The sequence below is a fragment of the Chromobacterium fluminis genome (assembly GCF_011602385.1).
Lineage (GTDB): Bacteria > Pseudomonadota > Gammaproteobacteria > Burkholderiales > Chromobacteriaceae > Chromobacterium > Chromobacterium fluminis.
This window is the reverse complement of the sequence record NZ_JAAOMA010000016.1, coordinates 55,706-74,988: the sequence shown is the minus strand read 5'-3', so window position 1 is coordinate 74,988 and position 19,283 is coordinate 55,706. Positions and strand designations below refer to the sequence as shown.

16 protein-coding genes are annotated in these 19,283 nt (G+C 60.9%); 4 read left to right on the top strand and 12 right to left on the bottom strand.

The features are described from left to right. Window positions 1-27: 27 nt before the first annotated feature. The 5 genes from HA052_RS12940 to arsC form a co-directional block, all read right to left on the bottom strand. Window positions 28-1,560 (bottom strand): DHA2 family efflux MFS transporter permease subunit, encoded by a 1,533-nt coding sequence (locus tag HA052_RS12940; RefSeq protein WP_166452231.1) that lies wholly within the window; start codon window positions 1,558-1,560, stop codon window positions 28-30. 12 nt (window positions 1,561-1,572) lie between these two features. Next, window positions 1,573-2,733: an EmrA/EmrK family multidrug efflux transporter periplasmic adaptor subunit gene (locus tag HA052_RS12935; RefSeq protein ID WP_166452230.1), complete on the bottom strand. Its 1,161-nt coding sequence runs from the start codon at window positions 2,731-2,733 to the stop codon at window positions 1,573-1,575. A gap of 10 nt (window positions 2,734-2,743) precedes the next feature. After that, entirely contained in the window at window positions 2,744-4,150 is a 1,407-nt protein-coding gene (locus tag HA052_RS12930) for an efflux transporter outer membrane subunit (protein ID WP_166452229.1), read from the bottom strand. A gap of 109 nt (window positions 4,151-4,259) precedes the next feature. Beyond that, a complete protein-coding gene (locus HA052_RS12925) occupies window positions 4,260-4,760 on the bottom strand; it encodes a MarR family transcriptional regulator (RefSeq protein WP_081549171.1) in 501 nt (166 codons plus the stop codon). 143 nt (window positions 4,761-4,903) lie between these two features. Next, window positions 4,904-5,251: an arsenate reductase (glutaredoxin) gene (arsC, locus tag HA052_RS12920; protein ID WP_081549169.1), complete on the bottom strand. Its 348-nt coding sequence runs from the start codon at window positions 5,249-5,251 to the stop codon at window positions 4,904-4,906. 185 nt (window positions 5,252-5,436) lie between these two features. On the opposite strand from arsC, the gene HA052_RS12915 reads away from it, so the two are divergent. Next, window positions 5,437-6,633, top strand: coding sequence for a multidrug effflux MFS transporter (locus HA052_RS12915; RefSeq protein WP_166452228.1), 1,197 nt, complete (start codon window positions 5,437-5,439; stop codon window positions 6,631-6,633). Here HA052_RS12915 and HA052_RS12910 read toward each other — a convergent pair. The 7 genes from HA052_RS12910 to HA052_RS12880 all read right to left on the bottom strand — a co-directional run bounded on the left by HA052_RS12910 (window position 6,630) and on the right by HA052_RS12880 (window position 15,350). Next, on the bottom strand, window positions 6,630-7,823 hold the full coding sequence (locus tag HA052_RS12910; RefSeq protein ID WP_166452227.1) for a GumC family protein: 1,194 nt from the start codon (window positions 7,821-7,823) through the stop codon (window positions 6,630-6,632). The two genes, HA052_RS12915 and HA052_RS12910, sit on opposite strands and share 4 nt — an antisense overlap. Before the next feature lie 31 nt (window positions 7,824-7,854). Then, on the bottom strand, window positions 7,855-9,831 hold the full coding sequence (locus HA052_RS12905) for an SLBB domain-containing protein (RefSeq protein ID WP_240937355.1): 1,977 nt from the start codon (window positions 9,829-9,831) through the stop codon (window positions 7,855-7,857). 11 nt (window positions 9,832-9,842) lie between these two features. Continuing rightward, window positions 9,843-12,677 carry a YjbH domain-containing protein gene (locus HA052_RS12900; protein WP_166452226.1) on the bottom strand — a complete coding sequence of 945 codons (2,835 nt, stop codon included), beginning with the start codon at window positions 12,675-12,677 and terminating at the stop codon, window positions 9,843-9,845. A 193-nt stretch (window positions 12,678-12,870) separates the two neighbouring features. Continuing rightward, window positions 12,871-13,140 (bottom strand): hypothetical protein, encoded by a 270-nt coding sequence (locus tag HA052_RS12895; RefSeq protein WP_166452225.1) that lies wholly within the window; start codon window positions 13,138-13,140, stop codon window positions 12,871-12,873. A gap of 173 nt (window positions 13,141-13,313) precedes the next feature. Beyond that, complete coding sequence (thrB, locus tag HA052_RS12890; protein WP_166452224.1) at window positions 13,314-14,258, bottom strand: homoserine kinase; 945 nt, start codon at window positions 14,256-14,258, stop codon at window positions 13,314-13,316. A 10-nt stretch (window positions 14,259-14,268) separates the two neighbouring features. Continuing rightward, window positions 14,269-14,595, bottom strand: a complete 327-nt coding sequence (locus HA052_RS12885; RefSeq protein WP_081549046.1) for a DUF2782 domain-containing protein — start codon at window positions 14,593-14,595, stop codon at window positions 14,269-14,271. A 26-nt stretch (window positions 14,596-14,621) separates the two neighbouring features. Continuing rightward, on the bottom strand, window positions 14,622-15,350 hold the full coding sequence (locus HA052_RS12880; RefSeq protein WP_019101898.1) for an LOG family protein: 729 nt from the start codon (window positions 15,348-15,350) through the stop codon (window positions 14,622-14,624). Between the two features lie 15 nt (window positions 15,351-15,365). Here HA052_RS12880 and polA point away from each other — a divergent pair, with 15 nt between their 5' ends. The 3 genes from polA (at window position 15,366) to HA052_RS12865 (ending at window position 19,282) form a co-directional block, all read left to right on the top strand. Beyond that, a complete protein-coding gene (polA, locus tag HA052_RS12875; protein WP_166452223.1) occupies window positions 15,366-18,134 on the top strand; it encodes a DNA polymerase I in 2,769 nt (922 codons plus the stop codon). A 181-nt stretch (window positions 18,135-18,315) separates the two neighbouring features. Then, a complete protein-coding gene (locus tag HA052_RS12870; RefSeq protein WP_081548955.1) occupies window positions 18,316-18,852 on the top strand; it encodes a GspH/FimT family pseudopilin in 537 nt (178 codons plus the stop codon). Further along, window positions 18,836-19,282, top strand: a complete 447-nt coding sequence (locus tag HA052_RS12865) for a hypothetical protein (protein ID WP_166452222.1) — start codon at window positions 18,836-18,838, stop codon at window positions 19,280-19,282. Before HA052_RS12870 ends, HA052_RS12865 begins: the two co-directional genes overlap by 17 nt. Window position 19,283: the final 1 nt, after the last annotated feature.

Sequence of the window (19,283 nt, the reverse complement as noted above, 5' to 3'; positions counted from 1 at the left end):
CAGTTGGGGTGGGCTGTCCGGCGAGATTCAATGCGCGCCGCTGTCGCCGCCTGCCGCGGTGAACGGCGGCTTGGCGAACCACACCAGGCCGATCAACAGCACGAATAGCACGCCGGACAGCCAGAAAATCTCATTGGCCGCCATGATGTAGCCCTGCTTGGTGATTTGCAGCGAGGTCAGCGCCGCCTGCTGTCCGGAGGATAGGCCGGCCATGTCCAGCAGCCGGAACCAGGCGTTGGACGCCTGATCGTAGAGGCTGACATGCTCGGTCAGGCGCGCGTGGTGCATCGCCTCGCGGCGGTCCCACATCGTGGTGGTGATCGAGGTGCCGATGCTGCCGGCCAGAATCCGCAGGAAGTTGGACAGGCTGGACGCGCTGGCGATCTGGCTAGGGTGCAGGCCGGACAGGGTGATGGTGGTCAGCGGCATGAAGAAGCAAGCCACGCCGATGCCCTGCACCACCTGCGGCCACACCACATAGGCGAAGTCCATCTGCGGGTTGAAGGTGCTGCGCCAGAAGAAGCAGATCGCGTACACGCTGAAGCTCACCGTCACTACCCAGCGCATGTCCAGTCGCTGCGCGTACTTGCCGATGATGGGCGACAACACCACCGGGATCAGCCCGATGGGCGCCGCGGCCAGGCCGGCCCAGGTGGCGGTGTAGCCCATCTGGGTCTGCAGCATCAGGGGCAGCAGCACCACGGTGCCGAAGTAGAGCATGAAGCCCAGGCTGATGGCGACGGTGCCGACGGTGAAGTTGCGCTGCTTGAACAGGCTGAGGTCGACGATGGGATGTTTCTCGCCCAATTCCCAGATCACCAGATAGACCAGCGCCAGCACCGCGATCACCGCAAGAGTGACCACTTCGGTGGAGTTGAACCAGTCCAGCTCCTTGCCGCGGTCCAGCACCATTTGCAGCGAGCCTACGCCTATCACCAGCAGAGCGAGGCCGATGCGGTCGATAGGCAGATCGACGGTTTCGGTTTCGCGCGGCTTGAGGATGCGCCAGGAAATGAAGGCCGCCGCCAGTCCCACCGGCACGTTGATGAAGAAGATCCAGCCCCAGTGCCAGTTGTCGCTGATCACGCCGCCCAGAATCGGGCCGAACACCGGCGCGACGATCACTGTCATCGCCCATAGCGCCAGCGCCATGCCTTTCTTCTCCGGCGGGTAGCAGGACAAAAGCAGGCTCTGCGACAGCGGAATCATCGGGCCGGCCACCGCGCCTTGCAGCACGCGGAAGAAAATCAGCATTTCCAGGCTGCTGGACATGCCGCACAGCCAGGAGGTGAGCACGAACAGCAGGGTGGAGGCGGTGAACAGCTTCACTTCGCCCAGGCGTTTGGCCAACCAGCCGGTCAGCGGCACCGCGATGGCGTTGGCCACCCCGAAGGAGGTGATCACCCAGGTGCCTTGGCTGGTGGCCGCGCCCAGGTTGCCCGAAATGGTGGGTAGCGCCACGTTGGCGATGGTGGTGTCCAGCACTTGCATGAACACCGACATCGACAGCGCCAGCGTGATCCAGACCAGCTTGGAGCCGGTCAGTGGTGGATGATTCATGGTCCGGCCCCCTTATTCGGCCTTGCTTTCACCCGCGTTGGCCGCCAGCAGCGTCCGCACCAGTTCGTCGGCCTGTTTCAGGTCCGGCAATTGGCCGGAGACGTCCTGATGGGCGACGAAGGGCTGGGCCTCGGCCACCGCCTTGCCGTCGGTGCTGGAGGTGTCCACCACCGCGTCCATCGACAAGCCGACGCGCAGCGGGTGCGATTGAAGGTCTTTCGGGTCCAGCTGGATGCGCACCGGCACCCGTTGCACCACCTTGATCCAGTTGCCGGTGGCGTTCTGCGCCGGCAGCAGCGAGAAAGCGCTGCCGGTGCCGGCGGACAGGCCCACCACTTTGCCGTGGTAAACGATCTTGCCGCCGTAGAGGTCGGATTTCAGCTCCACCGGCTGGCCGATGCGGATCTTGGCCAGTTGGCCTTCCTTGAAGTTGGCGTCCACCCACAGGTTTTGCAGCGGGATCACCGACATCAGCGGTGTGCCGGCGGCCAGGCGCTGGCCAACCTGCACATTGCGGCGGGCGACGGCGCCGTCCAGCGGCGCCTTGATCTCAGTGCGTTGCAGCGCGAGCCAGGCCTCCTTCAGCCGGCTGGCGGCGGCTTTGACCGCCGGCTGCTGCGCCAGCGCGTCCTTGCCCAGCAGCGCGGCGCTAGCTTTTTGCTGTTCGCGCGCGGCGTCCAGCGCGGCCTTGGCGCCGGCGACGGCGTCGTTGGCGTGGCTCAACTCTTCCGCCGACAGCGCGTCGGTGCCGGCCAGCTGTTTGCGACGCTTCAGGTCAGCGTCGGCGCGGGCCAGTTCGGTTTCGCGCAAAGTGACTTGAGCGGCCAATTGCTGGGTGTTGTTCATCAACTGCCGCGTCTGGCGCACGACTTGGGCGAACTCATTGCGGGCGCGGTCGAAGTTCAGCTGCGCATCGTTTTTGTCCAGGCTGACCAGCAACTGGCCGGCCTTGACGTGTTGGGTGTCGTCCACCAGGACTTTGGCGACGGTGCCGCCCACTTCCGGGGTGACTTGCACCAGATGGCCGCTGACATAAGCGTCGTCGGTGTTTTCCTGGTGGCTGAGCACCAGCGCCCAGTAGGCGCCGTAGCCGATGGCGATGGCGGCGAACAGGGTGGTGGCGACGATCAGATTGCGCTTGCGGCCTTGCGCAGTTTTGGTTTTCTTGTCCATGGATGCGTTCTCAGTGGGTGGCGGGCGCAGCGTTGAAGCCGCCGCCCAATGCGGTGTTCAGGGAAACCCAGGCCAGTTTGCGGCCGGCTTCGGCGTCGATGCGCGCCGATTGTTGCGCCAGAGCGCTGTCCTGGGCGTCCAGCAGGTTCAGCTTGTTGATGATGCCGGCCTTGAAGCGGGCGGCGGCGGAGTCGGCTGCGCGATGGCTGCTGTCTTGCGCCTGGCGCGACTGCTCCAGCTGCTTGCCGCTTTGCTGCCAGCCGCTGACGGTGTCGGCGGCGTCGCGCAGCGCGTCCAGCACGGTCTGGTTGTAGCTGTGCACGGCGATGTTGTAGCCGGCCCGCTGCTTGCCCAGATTGGCCTGGATCGCGCCGGAGTGGAAGAGGGGCAGGCTGATCGCCGGCATGAAGCCCCAGAAGGTGGAGTCGCCGTTCATTAGCTTGTTGAATTCCAGCGAGGTCTGGCCGGCGAAGGCGGTCAGCTTGATATTGGGATAGAACTCGGCGCGCGCTGCCTTGACCGCGCCGGCGGTGGCTTCCACCCGCGCGCGCTGGGCGGCGATGTCCGGGCGCTTGCCCAGAAGGTCGGCGCTCAGGCTGTCGGCGTCCATGGCCGGCACGGTCAGCGCCTTGCCGGCTTGCAAGCCGCGCAAGGCTTCCGGGCCTTGGCCGGTCAGCGCCGCCAGCGCATGACGAGCGCGGTCGCTGTCCTGGGTTAGCGCGCTTTGCTGCTGGCGCAGGCGATGCAGCGAAACTTCGTTGCCGCGCTGGTTGTCGCCCGGCAGCAGGCCGGCGTTGATACGGGCCTGGGTCAGCGTCTGGCGGCTTTCCGCCAGTTGGATACGCTTGGCCAGCACCGCGCTTTGCGCCTGCAGCCGTTGCAACTGGGTGTATTGGGCGATGACGGCTTGAGTCAGCGTTAGCCGGGTTTGCGCGCCTTCGAAGGCGATGGCTTGCTGCTGGCCGACGGCTTCGTCGATCTGGCCGCGGTGCTTGCCCCAGAAGTCGAACTCCCAACTGCCCATCAGCATCGCGGTGTAGGCGTTGACGTAGTCGCGCGAGATCGGCGCCGGGAACTCGTAATGGAGCTGCGTCATATTGGCGCTGAAATCGAGTTTGGGGCCGCTATTGCCTTCGACGATGCCGACTGCGGCGCGCGCTTGGCGCAGCCGGGCTTCGGCCAGTTTCAGCGAGGGCGCGTCCTGCAGGGCCTTGGCTACCAGCTGGTTCAGCACGGCGTCGTTCAGTTGCGTCCACCAATCATTGGCGATCTGTTCGCCCTGGCCATTGGCCAGCCGTAATTGTTCGGCTTTGAGCTCAGATGCCGGGACGTTGTCAGGGCCGAAGCTCGCGCAGCCGCCCAGCAGGGCGCTGAGCAGCAGGGCGCTGACGCCGTGCTGCCATTGAGTCTTTTTCACCTTGTGGGACTCCCGTATTCACTTGCTGTATTAGCAATTGGTAAAGTGATTGATGATGTGATAGTCACGCAAGTTATTATAAGGGCGAAAAAAAGCCGGTTTCCCAGCTTTAACCGCCCAGGCTGCAGAGCAGCTTGCGCAATAAGCGTTCGAACTCCTGTTTTTCCGCGGCGTCGAAATCCGACCACAACTCGCGGTGGCATTCGCGTGAAACGGGCAGCAGGGATTCCACGAGTTGCACGCCGCTCGGCGTCAACTCCAGCAGGATCTTGCGCCGGTCCTCCGCGCTGGGCGAACGAGCCGCCCAACCATTTTTGACCAGTTCGTCGGCAATGCGCGTGGCGTTGGTGCGCGATGAATCCAGCGTGTCGCTGATTTCAGACGGATAGAGCGCTTGTTGCGGGCAGGCGTACAGCGCCAGCAAGGCCATCCACACCGTCTCGTTGAGGCCGTGATGCTTCAGCTTGTCGCACAGATGGGCGGACAGCCGCGGCAGGATGTGGTACAGCAAGCGCGCCAGAATGACTTCCTGGCGGGGCACGCCGGGAAAACGCGCTTCGATCCGGTTAACGGCCTGCTCAAGCGTTTGAAATGACTTGGTTGGATTCATGGTCGTTATTTTAGTAACGGAAGTTACTATTCCGCAAGTGATAATTTTGAAGGGGATGGGACAGATGCAGGCCGGCGGGGCGTTGGATGCAAAAACGCCCAAGAGCGATTGCCTTGGGCGCTGGAGGGCGGAGCCGGCGAAGCTTAGTCCAGAAGCTGCAGCACCCGTTCCGGCGGCCGCCCCACCACGGCGCGTTCGCCGCAGACGGCGATAGGGCGCTCGATCAGCTTGGGATTGTCTATCATGGCGGTAATCAGATGTCTGGGTTCCAGCGTAATGTCGTCCAGGTAGAGTTCGGCGTACTCCTCCTCTTTCTGGCGAATCAAGTCGCGCGGCTCCATGTTCAGGAGAGTCAGCAGGCGCTCCAGTTCTTCGTAACTGGGCGGGTGCTTCAGGTACTCTATGATTTCTATTTCCGCGCCGGCGTTTTCCAGCAGGCTCAGCGCCTCTCTGGATTTGGAACAGCGGGGGTTGTGATACAGGCGGATCATGCTGGTCTCTCCTTGTTATGGCTGGCGTGGAGTGGATTGATCGTGGCACGAAATCGAAGCCGGCGCCAGCGGCGCGAGCTTGAACGGCAAGATATGCACTATGACGTTTTATTTATATCAGTCCGGTTTGGCAAGTGTCGGCCTAACCGTTAACATGCATTGACTCTCATTGTTATTTATCCGCCATGCACCCCTCCACTCGCAGCCACTTCGGGCTGGCAATCCTGTTGGCGGCCCTGTCCACGCTGGGGCCGTTTTCGATCGACACTTTCCTGCCGGCGATGAGTGCGATCGGACAAAGCCTGGCGGTCTCGCAACTGCAGATGCAGCAGGCGTTGACGGTATATCTATTGTCTTACGCGGTGATGATGCTGTGGCATGGCTCGATCTCGGACGCGGTGGGCCGTCGCCCGGTGGTGCTGGTCACCACCTTGTTGTTCAGCCTGGCGTCGATAGGCTGCGCTTTGGCCGACAGCCTGGGCCAGCTGCTGCTGTTCCGCGCGCTGCAAGGCTTTTGCGGCGGTGCCGGCCTGGTGGTGGGGCGCGCCATCATCCGCGACAAGCTGGACGGCGCCGACGCTCAGCGGCTGATGTCGCAGGTGACCATGCTGTTCTCGCTGTCGCCGGCGATTGCGCCGGTGGTGGGCGGCTGGCTGTTCGGCGCTTTCGGCTGGCATTCCATCTTCGTGTTCATGGCCTTGATCGGCCTGGCGCTGTTCCTGATGAGTTGGTTTGCTTTGCCGGAAACCCATCATGAGTCCGCACGGCAGCCATTGAAAATAAAGTATCTGTTGGCCAACTACTGGCAGGTGGGGCGCAAGCGCGAGTTCCAGCTGCTGACCGCAGCGGTGTCTTTCAATTTCGCCGGCTTCTTCTTGTACATCCCGTCGGCGCCGGTATTTCTGATGCAGCATCTGCACCTGGGGCCTGAGCAGTTCCTGTGGATGTTCGGCCCGGCGGTGTCCGGCATCATGTTTGGCGCCTATTTGTCCGGCAAGATGGCGGGGCGGGTGTCGCAGAAGGACATCGTGTCGCGCGGCTACGTGGTGATGTTCATCGCCGCCGGCTGGAACTTGCTGTACAACCTGCTGGCGCCGGAAGCCGCGATGCCGTGGGCGGTGCTGCCACTGGCGCTGTACACCACCGGCATGTCGATCGCCGCGCCGTCCATCACCCTAAACCTGATGGACCAGTTCCCATCGCTGCGCGGCACCGCTTCCTCGCTGCAGGGCTTTTTCCAGACCATGATGTCCAGCGTGGTGGCGGGTCTGATCGCGCCGTTGGTTTGGGGCAGCCCGCTGAGCCTGGCGGCCAGCATGATGGTCATGCTGGTGCTGGGGTTTGTGTTCCGGATGGGTTATAGGAGGAGAGTAACGCGTTAGCGTTCTTTCAACGCCCAGTTCAACTCAGGCAAGCGGCCGGATTTGTGCGCTAGCTGGAAGCGTTCGCGCAGTAGGGCCAGCGCGATGCCGAGCACCAGGCCGCTGAATAGCCCTACAGCGGTAATTAAAGAGCGAACAGGTTTGCTCTTTAGCTCGGGTATTGCAGCGCTGTCCAGAATCTGGATTTGAGACGAATCCTTGGCTTCATCGATTCTGGCCAGTTCATATTGCTTCGCCAGCAGTTCAAAAATTGTTTCCTGATACTTCAGCTCGCGCAGCCGTCTCAGATACTCCAGTCCGGATTGCGGCATTTTACCGGTGGGCACCATCACGTCGCCTGCGGTTTCGGCGCCGTTTTCCAGTTTGGCCAACTGAATTTTCAGGCCTGCCAGTTCTTGTTTGGTTCGCTGATAGAGCGGGTTCTGCTCGGTGGCATAGCTGCGCAGCGCCTCCAATTGCACCTCTTTGGCTGCGACGCTGGCTTTGAGTTGGGTGACGGCGTTCATAATGGCTTGCACCTGGCCGTCCGGTTGAATCATGCCGGTGCGTTCCTGGGTCTGGCGCAGTGCGGTTTCTGCCGCGGTGAGCTGAGTCTTGGTCTGTTTGAGCTGGGTTTCGAAAAACAGCCGGCGTTTGGCCGCATCAGTGACCGCCAGGGACTGGTTCAGCCGGATCAATTGGGCGATATAGCCATTGGCCAAGGCGGCGGCGAATTGAGGGTCCTTGTCTTCCACGCTGATGCTGATCAGACCGTCCTTGCTGCTGATGATGGCGCTGGCGCTTTGCAGCGCTTTTCTGGTTTCGTCCATCGTTTCCGTGGCATAGCGCTGTTTCAGTTTGAATTGTTGAATTAAGTTGTCCGCCACGGTGCGGCTTTGAAGAAGGCCGATATAGAGATCGCTCGGGTTCTTCAGCCCGGCGATGCCACCCACCCCTGCCATGCCGGCAAGTCCGCCCAGTTGGCCCAGCAGCATATTCGTGCTCGAGCTTTGCTGTTGAGGCGGCAGGATTTTGGCGGTGGAGATATACAGAGGCGGCAGAATCAGGCTCAGAATCAAGGCGCTGCTTCCCAGCGCGAGAATGCTGCCGATGACCCAGTGCTTGTGCTTCAGCAAAGTCTTCAATACGTCGAAGAAGTCGATGTCATCGGAAGAGAGGCTTTGAGGTTCTGCCTTGTCGTGTGTGGACATGTCTGAATCCCGAGTTAAATGATGACTTGCTTTACTTCAAGACTTTCAGACCGGCGGCGCCTAGCCCGAACTGATAGAGAATCGATGTCCATTCCTTTAGCGACTGAGTCCAACTGCTGACAACCAATTCGTCGGGAACGACGATAGTGTCGCCCGGGTTGATGCGCTTGCCGCCTAGGCTGTTGAACCAGCCAGCGTTGTTATTGCTGGCCACGGTGCCGTCGGCGCGGATCACGTAGGTTGCGGACTTGTCGCCGGTCTGGCTGATGCCGCCTGCCAGGTCCAGATAGTCTTTCACCGAGCGCTGCGCTCTATAGATAAAGGCATTGCTCTGGTAAACGGAGCCCAGGACATTGACTGTGCCCGGGCGGCGCGGGATGGTGATGGCGTCGCCGTTCTGCAGGGGCAGGTCGGGTAGGTCCTTGACTTGAGCGCTGCTGCCGCTCAGTTCTAGCACGACGCGTCCCTCCGCTTTGATGGCGCGCATTTTTTCCGCCAGCTTGCGTTGGCGTTCGACTTCTGCGGTAATGGCCGCGACATTGTCTTTATCGGTCTGTTTGGACAGCCGCGCGGCGGAGGCCTGCTCCAATTCCTTTTCAAAGCGGTTGGCTACTTCGTCCAGCTTGGCCTGCTGTTCTTTTTTGATGTTTTCGCGCTGCAAATTGGTGGCGAAGATATAGCCGTTTTCCGTGGCGCCGCCCAGGCGCATGATCAGATCGCGCAAGGTCTCGCCTTTTTGCAGCAGAAAGGTGCCGGTTTGTTTCACTTCACCGCTGACGCGGACGTATTCGGTGTCTTGCTGAATATTTACCGGCAGGGCGTTGGGAGCGAACACGCGGAAAATATCGCTGGCGCCCAACTTGAGTTGCTGCAGAGCGACGTGATCGAGGCTGCTTTTCCCATTGGAGGTCTGCCATTGCGTCTCGAAGCGATTGTCTACGCTTTTTTCCAATTGCCAGGCTTTGCCTTCCGCTGCGGACTCCAGGCCGCCAGCCCAGTGCAATAGGTCGGCGGCGCTGTCGCCATCGGAAAATTCATAGATGGCGGGATGCTTGACGTCACCTTGCAAGGCAACCCGTTTGCCGGCGGGCCTAATTTGAATCACGTCGCCGTCGCGCAGAGTCAGATCGCTGGACTTGTCCCCATCCACCAGAATTTTGTAGAGGTCTAGCTGGCCGACGGCTTTGCCGTCTCGCATTAATTGGATTTGGCGCATCGATCCATTGTCGTTGGGGCCGCCCGCGGCGAACAGCGCGTTCAGCAAAGTGCTCATCCCGCCCAGGGTATAGCTGCCGGGCGCGCGAGCATTGCCGACGACGTACACTTGCACAGCCCGGGTTTGCAGCAGGCTGGCGCTCAAATCGAAGTTATGGAACACGCGCGAGACGCTTTTTTTCAACGTGTCTTGCAAATCCCTGAACTTCACGCCGGCAATCGCGATGGCGCCGACTCTGGGCAGATAGACCGTGCCGTTGCGCTCAACCGTCAGAGTCAGGTCGATATCGACCATGCCCCAGCCCTTCACTTGGATCTGGTCACCGGCGCCAATCACATAGTCAGGATTGACCTGAGCGGTGCCGCTGGGGGCAAAGGTTGACGGAGGGCTGTCGAACAAGTCTGCGCCGAAAACAGGAAGGATGTTGCCGGTGGCTACTTTCACGTATTCGACGAAGGGCGGTAGCTTCTCTTCCTGCGACTCATTCTGCGGTAGTTCACGCTTGATTGGTTTTGCGCTGGATGGTGGCAATCTGCGCTGTTGTTGCCATTGTTGTTGAGGCGCTTGTTGCTGCCATGGTTGTTGTGCAAGCGGGACTTGATTGCTGATGCTGGGCTGCCCGTACATCATGGCTTCCGGCTCATAACTCGGCATCATGGTGCTGGAAAAGTCGCCGCCCGCGCTTGGCATGGCTGCGATGGCGGGACCGGCGGCGCATAGAGCGATAAGCAGGGGAACCATCTGGCGGCGAAGGCGTGGATAGTCGGTCATGGTCGCAAGAAGAGGGGTCATGGGCGTTCGTTTCAATCCAGTGATTTCGTAACTTGGATGCCGGCTTGTTTGGGGCCCAGTATCAGCGAGGTGCGATAACGGGACTCGTCCCGCTGAGCTTGCCAGAGCCAGGAGCCCGAGGCATAGCCGAGCAGACTGCCGGCGGCAACGTCGGACAACCAGTGGTCTTTGCCGGCGACGCGTCCGAGCGCGCCGATGGCGGCTAAGCCGTATAGCCAGGGCTGATCGTACTCTTTGGCAAATGGCGTCAGTGCTCCGAACAGTACTGCGGCGTGATTGGAGGTAAAGCTGCTTTGGAAGCGGGAACTGCCCGTTGGCTGCTGTTGCCAGGGGCTATCGCTGGCGTCTGGCCGCGCGCGATTGCTCAGCCCTTTCAGGGCGACGCTGCCGGCGACGGCGAGTGCTGAGGATTCCAGCGAGATCAAACCGGTGTTGCTGAGCCTGTCGTCGCCCAGGGCGAAGGCTCCGCCCGCCAGGCCTAGGGCGGCGATTGGCAGGGTCTTGCCTATCTGTTTCCAGCCCTTGAGCAGGCGGTTGTCCTGATGCCGGCCCACCGCTTGGTTCACCGGTTTGTCCAAGGCAATCGCCGCCAGGGTCATGCCGGTTGCAATGGCCACGGCGCCAGGTTTGTCCTCCATGGACGCGAATTGTTTGGAAGAGTCGTTCAGCCGCAGTCGTACCAATGGCCAGGGGTGGAAAGACGGAGCGGGCGGGTTGACTTGAGGCAGGTCTTGCTCATCCGGCCGTTCGGCGAAATTGCCCAGGCCGTCGTAGGCGTTCACATCGCTGCGCGGGTCATTGAGCTGATCGTAGAGGTCTCCGGGCGACAGCACCATCTGGCCGACATCTCGCGTCCATGGGGACAAGGCGAAATTGCCCACCGCCTGGGTGTCCAACGTCAACATGCTGTTCAGCGGGATGGAAATGAACAAGCCCTTGTCCTTATAGGGCGAGCTGGGCAGGCCGGGTGAGGTGATGTCGTTGCCGTTGGTGCTGGTGTACCAGGCGCCGATCTCGATGCCGGAGCGAAAGCGGCGTTTCAGCTCCAGACGGGCGCCGCTGTCTTTGGCGAGAAAGCGGCCCGCCCGCACCGTGGCGGTGACGTTCATCGGCAATTTATAGTGCAGCGAGGCCAGTGCGGTGACTGTCTGGTAATCGCGTTTGCCGAGCCAGCCCTTGAAGTCGCGTTGTTGCAAGGCGTCCAAGGCGAGGTCTATCGCCCAGTGGCGGGTTTCGGGGTAATAGATGATCTGGCCGCCGGCGCCGCGGAACATTTCCTCGTAAATGCCGGCGGAGGCGCGGGCATAGGTATTCGGCCCCAGGGTCAGATACTGGTTCAGCAGCAGGCGGTCCAGCTTGGGAGAATTGGTTTTCTTGTACTCGGCCACGTCGGAGCGGACATGAGGCAACAGGCTGTTGGATGGCTGTTTGACGCCGGAGACCGTGTTGTAGAGATTGGCGCTGAGCGCGCTATTCAGAAACAAGCCGGTTCCCATACGCCGCGTATAGGTGGCGGCGGCGGCGATTTCATAGCGGAAGGCGCCGCTGGGGTCATTGAAGTAAACCCCGGTCTTGGGCACCAGTCGGAAGCGATTGGCCTCGTTGTCCTCGGCGTTAAGTTGGACGATGTCGCCGTCCTTGCCCGCCAAAATCTCCAGGTTGACGCTGTCTTTGATGCTGGCGCTGAGCTGCTGCGCGTCGACTTCCTCCAACTCCAAGTTCTTGCCTGGTGTGATGCTCACGCTTTCCAGAAAGCGTTGGCGATCGATCTTGCCCAGCAGGTAGTCGTTCAAGGTGGACAGCTTGAAAAAACTATAGGTCGCGATGGGCTGTTCCAGCTTGGTGTAGACCACGCGGATGCTGCGCGTTTCAATTGGGGTAAAGTACAACGCGGTGCGAACCGCGCGGCCCACCGCACGGCCCACATTGGAAATTCGGCTATTGTTCAATTCCAGTACGAATTCGTCGCCGCGCATGCTGATGCGGATGTTTTTGAAATCCTGTTTGCTTAAGGCGCTAACCAGGCCGTGGCCATAGGCGCTATTGGCATGCCATTGACGCAAGGTGGGGCGGAGCGGGACTTCGGGACCGCCGCTGAAATAAGCGGGTTCGCTGATTTTTGGAACGAATTCGTGCTCATTCAAGGGGATTTCGATAGAGGCGTTCAGACTGGCATGGGTTTTTTGCTTGGCTAACTGCAGGCCCAGCCAGCCCCATCGGTATTCAATGCCGGCCGCAGGCCCTTTTTTTCTTTGCGAAGCGAAGGTGTCTTTGGAACGAATATCCGATATATAGTGATTCGCGTCGTATTCAGCTACCAGCGACCAGCGGGGGAAGCGTTCAGGAGTCCAGCGCAGGCCGCCGAAAGGGCCTTCGATCCGGCCGGAGCCGACGCCCGCCGAGACTTCTAGGTTGGGTCGGAGGCGCTTGCTGGCCACTAGATAATCACCGCGCCATAGGGCGGTGCCGAAAATATCCGTTCGGCCATAGGAGAGCGCGGGCCAAAAGTCGGCCTCTTCAAACAAACGCCATTTGGTGTCGATGGCTTTGTCTTTATAACTGCCGTAGCCGCCGCCGTATTGCTGATCGTCAAAACCGGCAATGCCGGCAATAGAGATATAACGCCCCGAAATCTGCAGGAAGGGAAGCGCCGTTGCCGAGACCCACAAGGTGCTGTATGGCTTGTCGGAGCTGAAACCAAAGCTTAAGGAGCCATCGCGGCCAAGGTCCGCCGACGGCATATTGATGTAGCCGGATTGGCCATTGAGCGACGGTTGCGCGTAAACCGGCAACAGCAGGCCGCAACTACCCCCGAAAACGATCCCTTTTATCAGAATGCCACGCATGGATTGCTTTATTTAGAGTTATTGATTTGGTCTTGCAAACAACAAATGAATATCAATAAAGAACGTCAAGCTTACGCAGCGCCTGTGTCAGACGCAGGCAGAAACACAGGCAGCCTGTTGCGGGTGCAGGCAGGCTGCCTGTTCGGGACGAACGCCAGTGTCCGGTCAAGCCGCGGTGCATAGGCACGGCGGCTTAATGGTGGGTGGTGGCGGAGTGGGAGGTAGAGGAGTCGCTGTTGCTGGAAACTGCAACCGCTGCGGCAACCGCTGCGCCGATGGCGGCGATGGTGCCTACGCTCAGGCCGGCAATGCCGGCGGTGGTGCCGGCGGCGCCAGCGGCTGCCGCGGAGGTGGTGCCGGCGGCGCTGCTGCCCGCGGCCGAGGTCGCTGCGGCTTCCTCTGCGGCAAACGCCGGAGCAGAGAGCAGGCCAGCCAAGGCAAGAATAAAGACTTTCTTCAACATGATAGTGTGCCCTTGTGTATTTGTGCTTCGAAGTTAATCTAAGTGCAACATTTAAAACAGGAAAACTATCAACTTCATAAAATCAATACTACTTGCCATCAGCATAGTGCAAGACTGTAAGTCTGCAAAGTGACAACTGGGGATTTGTCAACGCGACGGGAATGAGTGTGCCATTAATGTCGCAGCCAGCAGTCGCTGCGCGAGCGATGCGCCTCCAGCACAGTTTGGAAGACTTTGGGATCCTTGGTGTAGGTCATCTCGCCCGCCGTCGGGAAATGCAGATCCTGCAGCCGCGAAACCCAGAAGCGCAGCGCGGCAGCACGCAGCATCAGTGGCCAGGCCTTTTTCTCTTCCGAGGTGAGCCTGCGTTCCGACTGGTAGCCGGAGAGCAGAGCGGCGGCGCGTTCGTCGTCTATGCCGTGGTCCGCGTTGCGGGCCCAGTCGTTGACCGCGATGGCCAGGTCGTAGAGCAGCACGTCGTTGCAGGCATAGTAGAAGTCGATGAAGCCGGCTATGCGGTCGCCGTCCAGCAGTACATTGTCGCGGAACAAGTCGGCGTGGATCACGCCCGAGGGCAGGTGATCGAAACGGTGGCTGTCCTGAAACTGCACCTCCTCGCGCAGCAAGGCGGCGGAGTCTTCGTCCATGTGAGAGTAGACTTGGCGCGCGGTTTCGCTCCACCAACGCGGGCCGCGGGGATTTGCCATCTTGCCGGGGAAGGTGGCGCCGGCGATATGCATTTGCGCCAGCATCTCGCCGACGGAGCGACATTGCGCCGGGGTCGGCTCCGCGACGTCGGCGCCGTCCAGGCAGCTAACCAGGCAGGCCGGCTTGCCGGCCAGCATCGAGGCGAACTGGTCGGTGTTGTCGGCTACCGGCGCCGGGCAGGCTACGCCGTGGCGCGCCAAGTGGCTCATCAGCGTCAGGTAATAGGGCAGTTCCTGCAGCTTCAGCGCTTCAAACAGCGTCAGCACGTAGCGACCGTGCGTGGTGGTGACGAAGTAATTGGTATTGGTGATGCCGGAGGCGATGCCATGCAAGTCCAGCAACTGGCCCAAGGTGTAGCGCTTGAGCCATTCTTGCATCTGGTCATGGCTGACCGTGGTGTAAACAGACATAGTTGCCCTCTCAGAACCGGATCAGCACCCAGCGCGGGATGATGATGCGGTTGGCGGGGTCGATCTGTTTCATGGAGCCGGAGCCGTTGTCGTCCATCAGGTAATAGGGCACGCCGTGCGACGGTGTCACCTTGACCATGTACAAATGGCCGTTGAGCCGGTATTCCTCGATCTTGTCTTCGCCCTTCTGGATGATGCGCACCTCCGGTTCCGCGGTAGCGGCGTTTTGTTCGCTGATCGTCGGCGGCGGCGGCACCGGGGTCTTGGCGGGAGGGGGCGTATCGGCCCAGGCGGCTGTCAATGGCAGCAGGGCGAGGGCGGCGAGCAGGCGGCGCATGGCGTGGTCCTTGATTGTCATCAGTTTTAAAGGTGCAGCAGTTGTTCGCGCTCTTCGGGCAGCGCTTCAAAACCGCGGGTTTCGTAATGTTTGAAGATAGTTTCGACGATTTGCCGCGGATCGTCGATCAGTTGGATCAGATTCATGTCGTCGGGGTTGATCATGCCTTCGCTGATCAAGCGGTCCTTGACCCAGTCCAGCAGGCCTTCCCAGAACTCCCGGCAGCACAGAATGATGGGGATCTTGCGGCTCTTGCCGGTCTGGATCAGCGTCAGCGCCTCGAACATTTCGTCCAGCGTGCCGAAGCCGCCCGGCATCACCACGTAGGCGATAGCGTGTTTGACGAACATGACCTTGCGGCTGAAGAAGTGGTTGAACTTGATGCTCAGGTCTTGGTATTCATTGGGTTTCTGTTCATGCGGCAGCACGATATTCAGCGCCACCGACGGGCTTCTGCCGTAGAATGCCCCCTTATTGGCGGCTTCCATGATGCCGGGGCCGCCTCCGGAAACGACGGAGAAGCCGGAGTCCGACAGCAGGCGCGCGACTTCTTCGGTCAATTTGTAATATTTGTGGTCGCGCGGCGTGCGCGCGCTGCCAAAAATGCTCACCGCCGGCATGATGCCTTGCAAGGCTTCCGCCGAATCGACAAACTCCGACATGATCTTCATCACATGCCAGGCTTCGCGGGAACGGAAACGCTGCATCATCGCGTGACGATCGCTGGTTTGCGGTAATTTATCGGACAAGCTCATATTCTGCCTCTTTTTATGAAAACACTGTTATTGATCGACGGCTCTTCTTATTTGTACCGCGCCTTTCACGCGATGCCCGATTTGCGCTCTCCGGATGGCCGCCCGGTGGGGGCTGTCTACGGCATGGTGAACATGCTCAGGCGGCTGGAGAAGGAAGTGCAGTTCGATTATAGCGCCTGCGTTTTCGACGCCAAAGGCAAGACATTTCGCGACGACCTTTACCCCGAATACAAGGCCAATCGCCCGTCGATGCCTGAGGAACTGGCCTCTCAGATTACGGCGGTCCATGAGGTGGTGCAAGCCTCGGGCTGGCCGATGCTGGTGGTGCCGGGGGTGGAGGCCGACGACGTGATCGGCACGCTGGCGCGAGCCGGCGCGGCCGCCGGCATGAAGGTGATCATCTCCACCGGCGACAAGGACATGGCGCAATTGGTGGACGGCCTGGTGTCCATCGTCAATACCATGACCAATGAAACCTTCGACCGCGATGGGGTCAAGGACAAGTTCGGCGTGCCGCCGGAATTGATCGTCGACTACCTGACCCTGATCGGCGACAAGGTGGACAACGTGCCGGGCGTCGACAAGTGCGGTCCCAAGACCGCGGTCAAGTGGCTGGAGCAGTACGGCAATCTGGACGCCATCATCGCCCAGGCGGCGGAGGTAGGCGGCAAGGTGGGCGAGAACCTGCGCGCGGCCTTGGACTGGCTGCCCAAGGGCCGCGAGCTGATCACCATCACGTGCGACGTCGATCTGAACGCGGACATGCCCTACGGCCTGGACAGCTTGCAGCATGGGATCAAGGACAAGCCGCGGCTGGCCGAGCTATATCAGGGGCTGGGCTTCCGTACGTTCTACCGCGAGGTGACCGAGGGCGAAGACATGCCCGCGGTGGCGCAAACCACGGCCGGGGCCCAGGGGGACGATCTGTTCGCCATCGAAGCCGCGCAAGACAGCCCGGCTCTGCCGGAGGCGGTGGCGGAGCGACGTTATGAAACCATTCTGCTCGCTGAGCAACTGGACGCCTGGCTGACCAAGTTGGCGACAGCGGATGTTGTGTCGCTGGACACCGAGACCACGAGTCTGGACCAGATGCAGGCGCGCATCATCGGCATCAGTTTCTCGGTGCGTTCCGGCGAAGCCGCTTATCTGCCGCTGGACCATCACTATGCCGGGGCGCCCGAGCAATTGGATCTGGAGCAAAGTCTGGCCAAGCTGAAACCTTGGCTGGAAGACGCCGACAGCAAAAAGTGCGGGCAGAACCTGAAGTACGATCGCCATGTGTTCGCCAATCACGGCATCCGCTTGGCTGGCGTGATCGACGATTCCCTGCTGGCTTCCTATGTGGTGGAGAGCCATGAGCGCCACAATATGGACGATCTGGCGCGCCGTCATCTGGGCGAGTCCACGGTCAGTTACGAGGAGATTTGCGGCAAAGGCGCCAAGCAGATCGGCTTTGGCGAGGTGGACGTGGACACCGCGTCCAACTACGCGGCCGAGGACGCCGATATCACGCTGCGCTTGAATCAATACTTTTCCGGCCTGTTGACCGGGCGCTTGCGCGAAGTCTACCGCGACATCGAGCTGCCGGTGGCCGAGGTGTTGTTTGCGATGGAGCGCCATGGAGTGTTGATAGACCGCGACCGGCTGGCGGCGCAAAGCCATCAATTGGGCACGGAAATGCTGCGGCTGGAGAGCCAGGCTTATGAATTGGCCGGCCAGCCGTTTAATCTGAACTCGCCCAAGCAGTTGCAGGAAATCTTGTTCGGCAAGCTGGCCATTCCCACCAAGGGAGTGAAGAAGACTCCGTCCGGCGGTTATTCCACCGATGAGTCGGTGTTGGAGGCCTTGGCGCTGGATCATCCGCTGCCCAAGTGCATCCTGGAATACCGCGGCCTGGCCAAGCTCAAGTCCACTTATACCGACAAATTGCCGCTGCTGATCAATGCCGCCACCGGCCGAGTGCATACCAATTACGCGCAAGCGGTGGCGATCACCGGGCGCTTGGCCAGCTCGGACCCGAACCTGCAGAACATTCCAGTGCGCACACCGGAAGGGCGTCGCGTGCGCGAGGCCTTCATCGCGCCGCCGGGGCACATGATCGTCAGCGCCGACTATTCGCAGATTGAGCTGCGCATCATGGCGCATTTGTCCGACGACGCCGGCATGCTGCAGGCCTTCGCCAGCGGCGAGGACATCCACCGCGCCACCGCCGCCGAGGTGTTCGGCGTGGAACTATCCCAAGTCAGCCCCGATCAGCGGCGCGCCGCCAAAGCGATCAACTTCGGCCTGATCTACGGCATGAGCGCCTTCGGCCTGGCCGCGCAGCTGGACATAGAGCGCAGCGCCGCCCAGCAATACATCGACCGTTATTTCATGCGCTATCCGGGCGTGGCGGAGTATATGCAGACCACGCGCGAAACCGCGCGCGAGCAAGGTTATGTTGAAACCGTATTCGGCCGTCGCCTGTATCTGCCGGAAATCAAACTGTCGAATCAGGCGCGCCGCGCCGGCGCCGAGCGCGCGGCGATCAACGCGCCGATGCAGGGTACGGCGGCGGATCTGATCAAACTGGCGATGATAGCGGTGCAGAACTGGCTGCAGGACGACGCCATGGGCAGCAAACTGATCATGCAGGTACATGACGAACTGGTGCTGGAAGTGCCGGAAGCCGAGTTGGAGCTGGTTAAGCGGCGTTTGCCCGAGATCATGGCCGGCGTGGCCAAGCTCAAGGTGCCGCTGTTGGCGGAGGTGGGCGCAGGGGAAAGCTGGGAAAGCGCGCACTGAGCGGGATTTGCGCCGTAATTAAAAAGCCAGCCGGGCAGGCTGGCTTTTTTCATGCCCATGTCGTTTTGTTGGTCCTAGCCTAAATGCCTGGCTGGTCGGGCGTTTTCGGGAACAAGATCGGTTTCGTTAGCCTCGCTTTGCTCAATATATTATCCAGACTCCCAATGAGACGGAGTCTGACATGCGAACTCAGATCGGTTTCACCCTGATTGAGGCCATGACGGTTCTGGCGATCATATTGTTGTGCCTGGCGATCGCCGCGCCGGGATTGAGCCGTTTGTTGTTGACGCAGCAATTGCGCAGCCACGCCCAAGCTATGGCCAATCTCTTGCACTTTGCCCGCAGCGAGGCGCTGCGTAGCAACCGACCGGTATACGTGTGCGCAGCCAATCTGAAGCGGAATCTGCAATTGCAAGGCTGCGCCAAGCAGCGACAGGTGTGGGACCGAGGCGCTCTGGTTTACGCGGACAAGGATGGCGGCGTTCAGGCCGGTTACGACAGCCAGGAGCGCTTGCACCTGCTGGTGTTCGCCGTGGGCAAGGTGCGAATGCGCGCGGAACGGGATCAGTTGCAATTCATGCCGGACGGGCGGCTGGCGCGTGGGCAAGGCGCTCGCCTGGTGCTGGAAAGCCCGCGCGCGGGTCTGTGTTTGATTCTGACGGTCAGCGGCTATGGCCGTGCGGAAATCGGCAAGGCGGATCATGGCTGTCCGGCCTGAGTCCGTCTTGCGCGGCGGCGCTTTGCTGGAAACCATGCTGGCCTTGTTCGTCGTCATGGTTTCAATGTTGGCGCTGTCCTCGGTGCAGCTACGTGCTCTGCTGCATGGCCGCGACGCTTTGTTGCGGGCGGAGGCGGTCGCGGCCGCGCTGGAGCTGGGGGAGGCGGCGCTGTTGTGGCCGGAGACGGAAGAGGAGCAGGCGGCTGCGCAACGGCAGGCGGATTGGTCCCGTTTGCGGCAGCGGCTGCAAGGCTTGGGGGGAAACGCCATTGAGGCGCGGCAGTGCCGCGGCGCGTTGAACGCGATGACGGAGCTTTGCGAGCAGCAGGGCGATGTTGTCTATGTGCGGCTGACTTGGAACGACAGGGCGGGCGGAGATGGCGCCGGTCGTTTTGCGCGTCGTTACGCGCTGGCTTTGGAAGCGCCTTAGC

What these genes read in the sequence shown, in the direction of transcription:
- HA052_RS12940 (WP_166452231.1), bottom strand. Translation starts at nt 1,560, where the DNA reads ATGAATCATCCACCACTGACCGGCTCCAAGCTGGTCTGGATCACGCTG.
- HA052_RS12935 (WP_166452230.1), bottom strand. Translation starts at nt 2,733, where the DNA reads ATGGACAAGAAAACCAAAACTGCGCAAGGCCGCAAGCGCAATCTGATC.
- HA052_RS12925 (WP_081549171.1), bottom strand. Translation starts at nt 4,760, where the DNA reads ATGAATCCAACCAAGTCATTTCAAACGCTTGAGCAGGCCGTTAACCGG.
- arsC (WP_081549169.1), bottom strand. Translation starts at nt 5,251, where the DNA reads ATGATCCGCCTGTATCACAACCCCCGCTGTTCCAAATCCAGAGAGGCG.
- HA052_RS12915 (WP_166452228.1), top strand. Translation starts at nt 5,437, where the DNA reads ATGCACCCCTCCACTCGCAGCCACTTCGGGCTGGCAATCCTGTTGGCG.
- HA052_RS12910 (WP_166452227.1), bottom strand. Translation starts at nt 7,823, where the DNA reads ATGTCCACACACGACAAGGCAGAACCTCAAAGCCTCTCTTCCGATGAC.
- HA052_RS12905 (WP_240937355.1), bottom strand. Translation starts at nt 9,831, where the DNA reads ATGACCCCTCTTCTTGCGACCATGACCGACTATCCACGCCTTCGCCGC.
- HA052_RS12900 (WP_166452226.1), bottom strand. Translation starts at nt 12,677, where the DNA reads ATGCGTGGCATTCTGATAAAAGGGATCGTTTTCGGGGGTAGTTGCGGC.
- HA052_RS12895 (WP_166452225.1), bottom strand. Translation starts at nt 13,140, where the DNA reads ATGTTGAAGAAAGTCTTTATTCTTGCCTTGGCTGGCCTGCTCTCTGCT.
- thrB (WP_166452224.1), bottom strand. Translation starts at nt 14,258, where the DNA reads ATGTCTGTTTACACCACGGTCAGCCATGACCAGATGCAAGAATGGCTC.
- HA052_RS12885 (WP_081549046.1), bottom strand. Translation starts at nt 14,595, where the DNA reads ATGCGCCGCCTGCTCGCCGCCCTCGCCCTGCTGCCATTGACAGCCGCC.
- HA052_RS12880 (WP_019101898.1), bottom strand. Translation starts at nt 15,350, where the DNA reads ATGAGCTTGTCCGATAAATTACCGCAAACCAGCGATCGTCACGCGATG.
- polA (WP_166452223.1), top strand. Translation starts at nt 15,366, where the DNA reads ATGAAAACACTGTTATTGATCGACGGCTCTTCTTATTTGTACCGCGCC.
- HA052_RS12870 (WP_081548955.1), top strand. Translation starts at nt 18,316, where the DNA reads ATGCGAACTCAGATCGGTTTCACCCTGATTGAGGCCATGACGGTTCTG.
- HA052_RS12865 (WP_166452222.1), top strand. Translation starts at nt 18,836, where the DNA reads ATGGCTGTCCGGCCTGAGTCCGTCTTGCGCGGCGGCGCTTTGCTGGAA.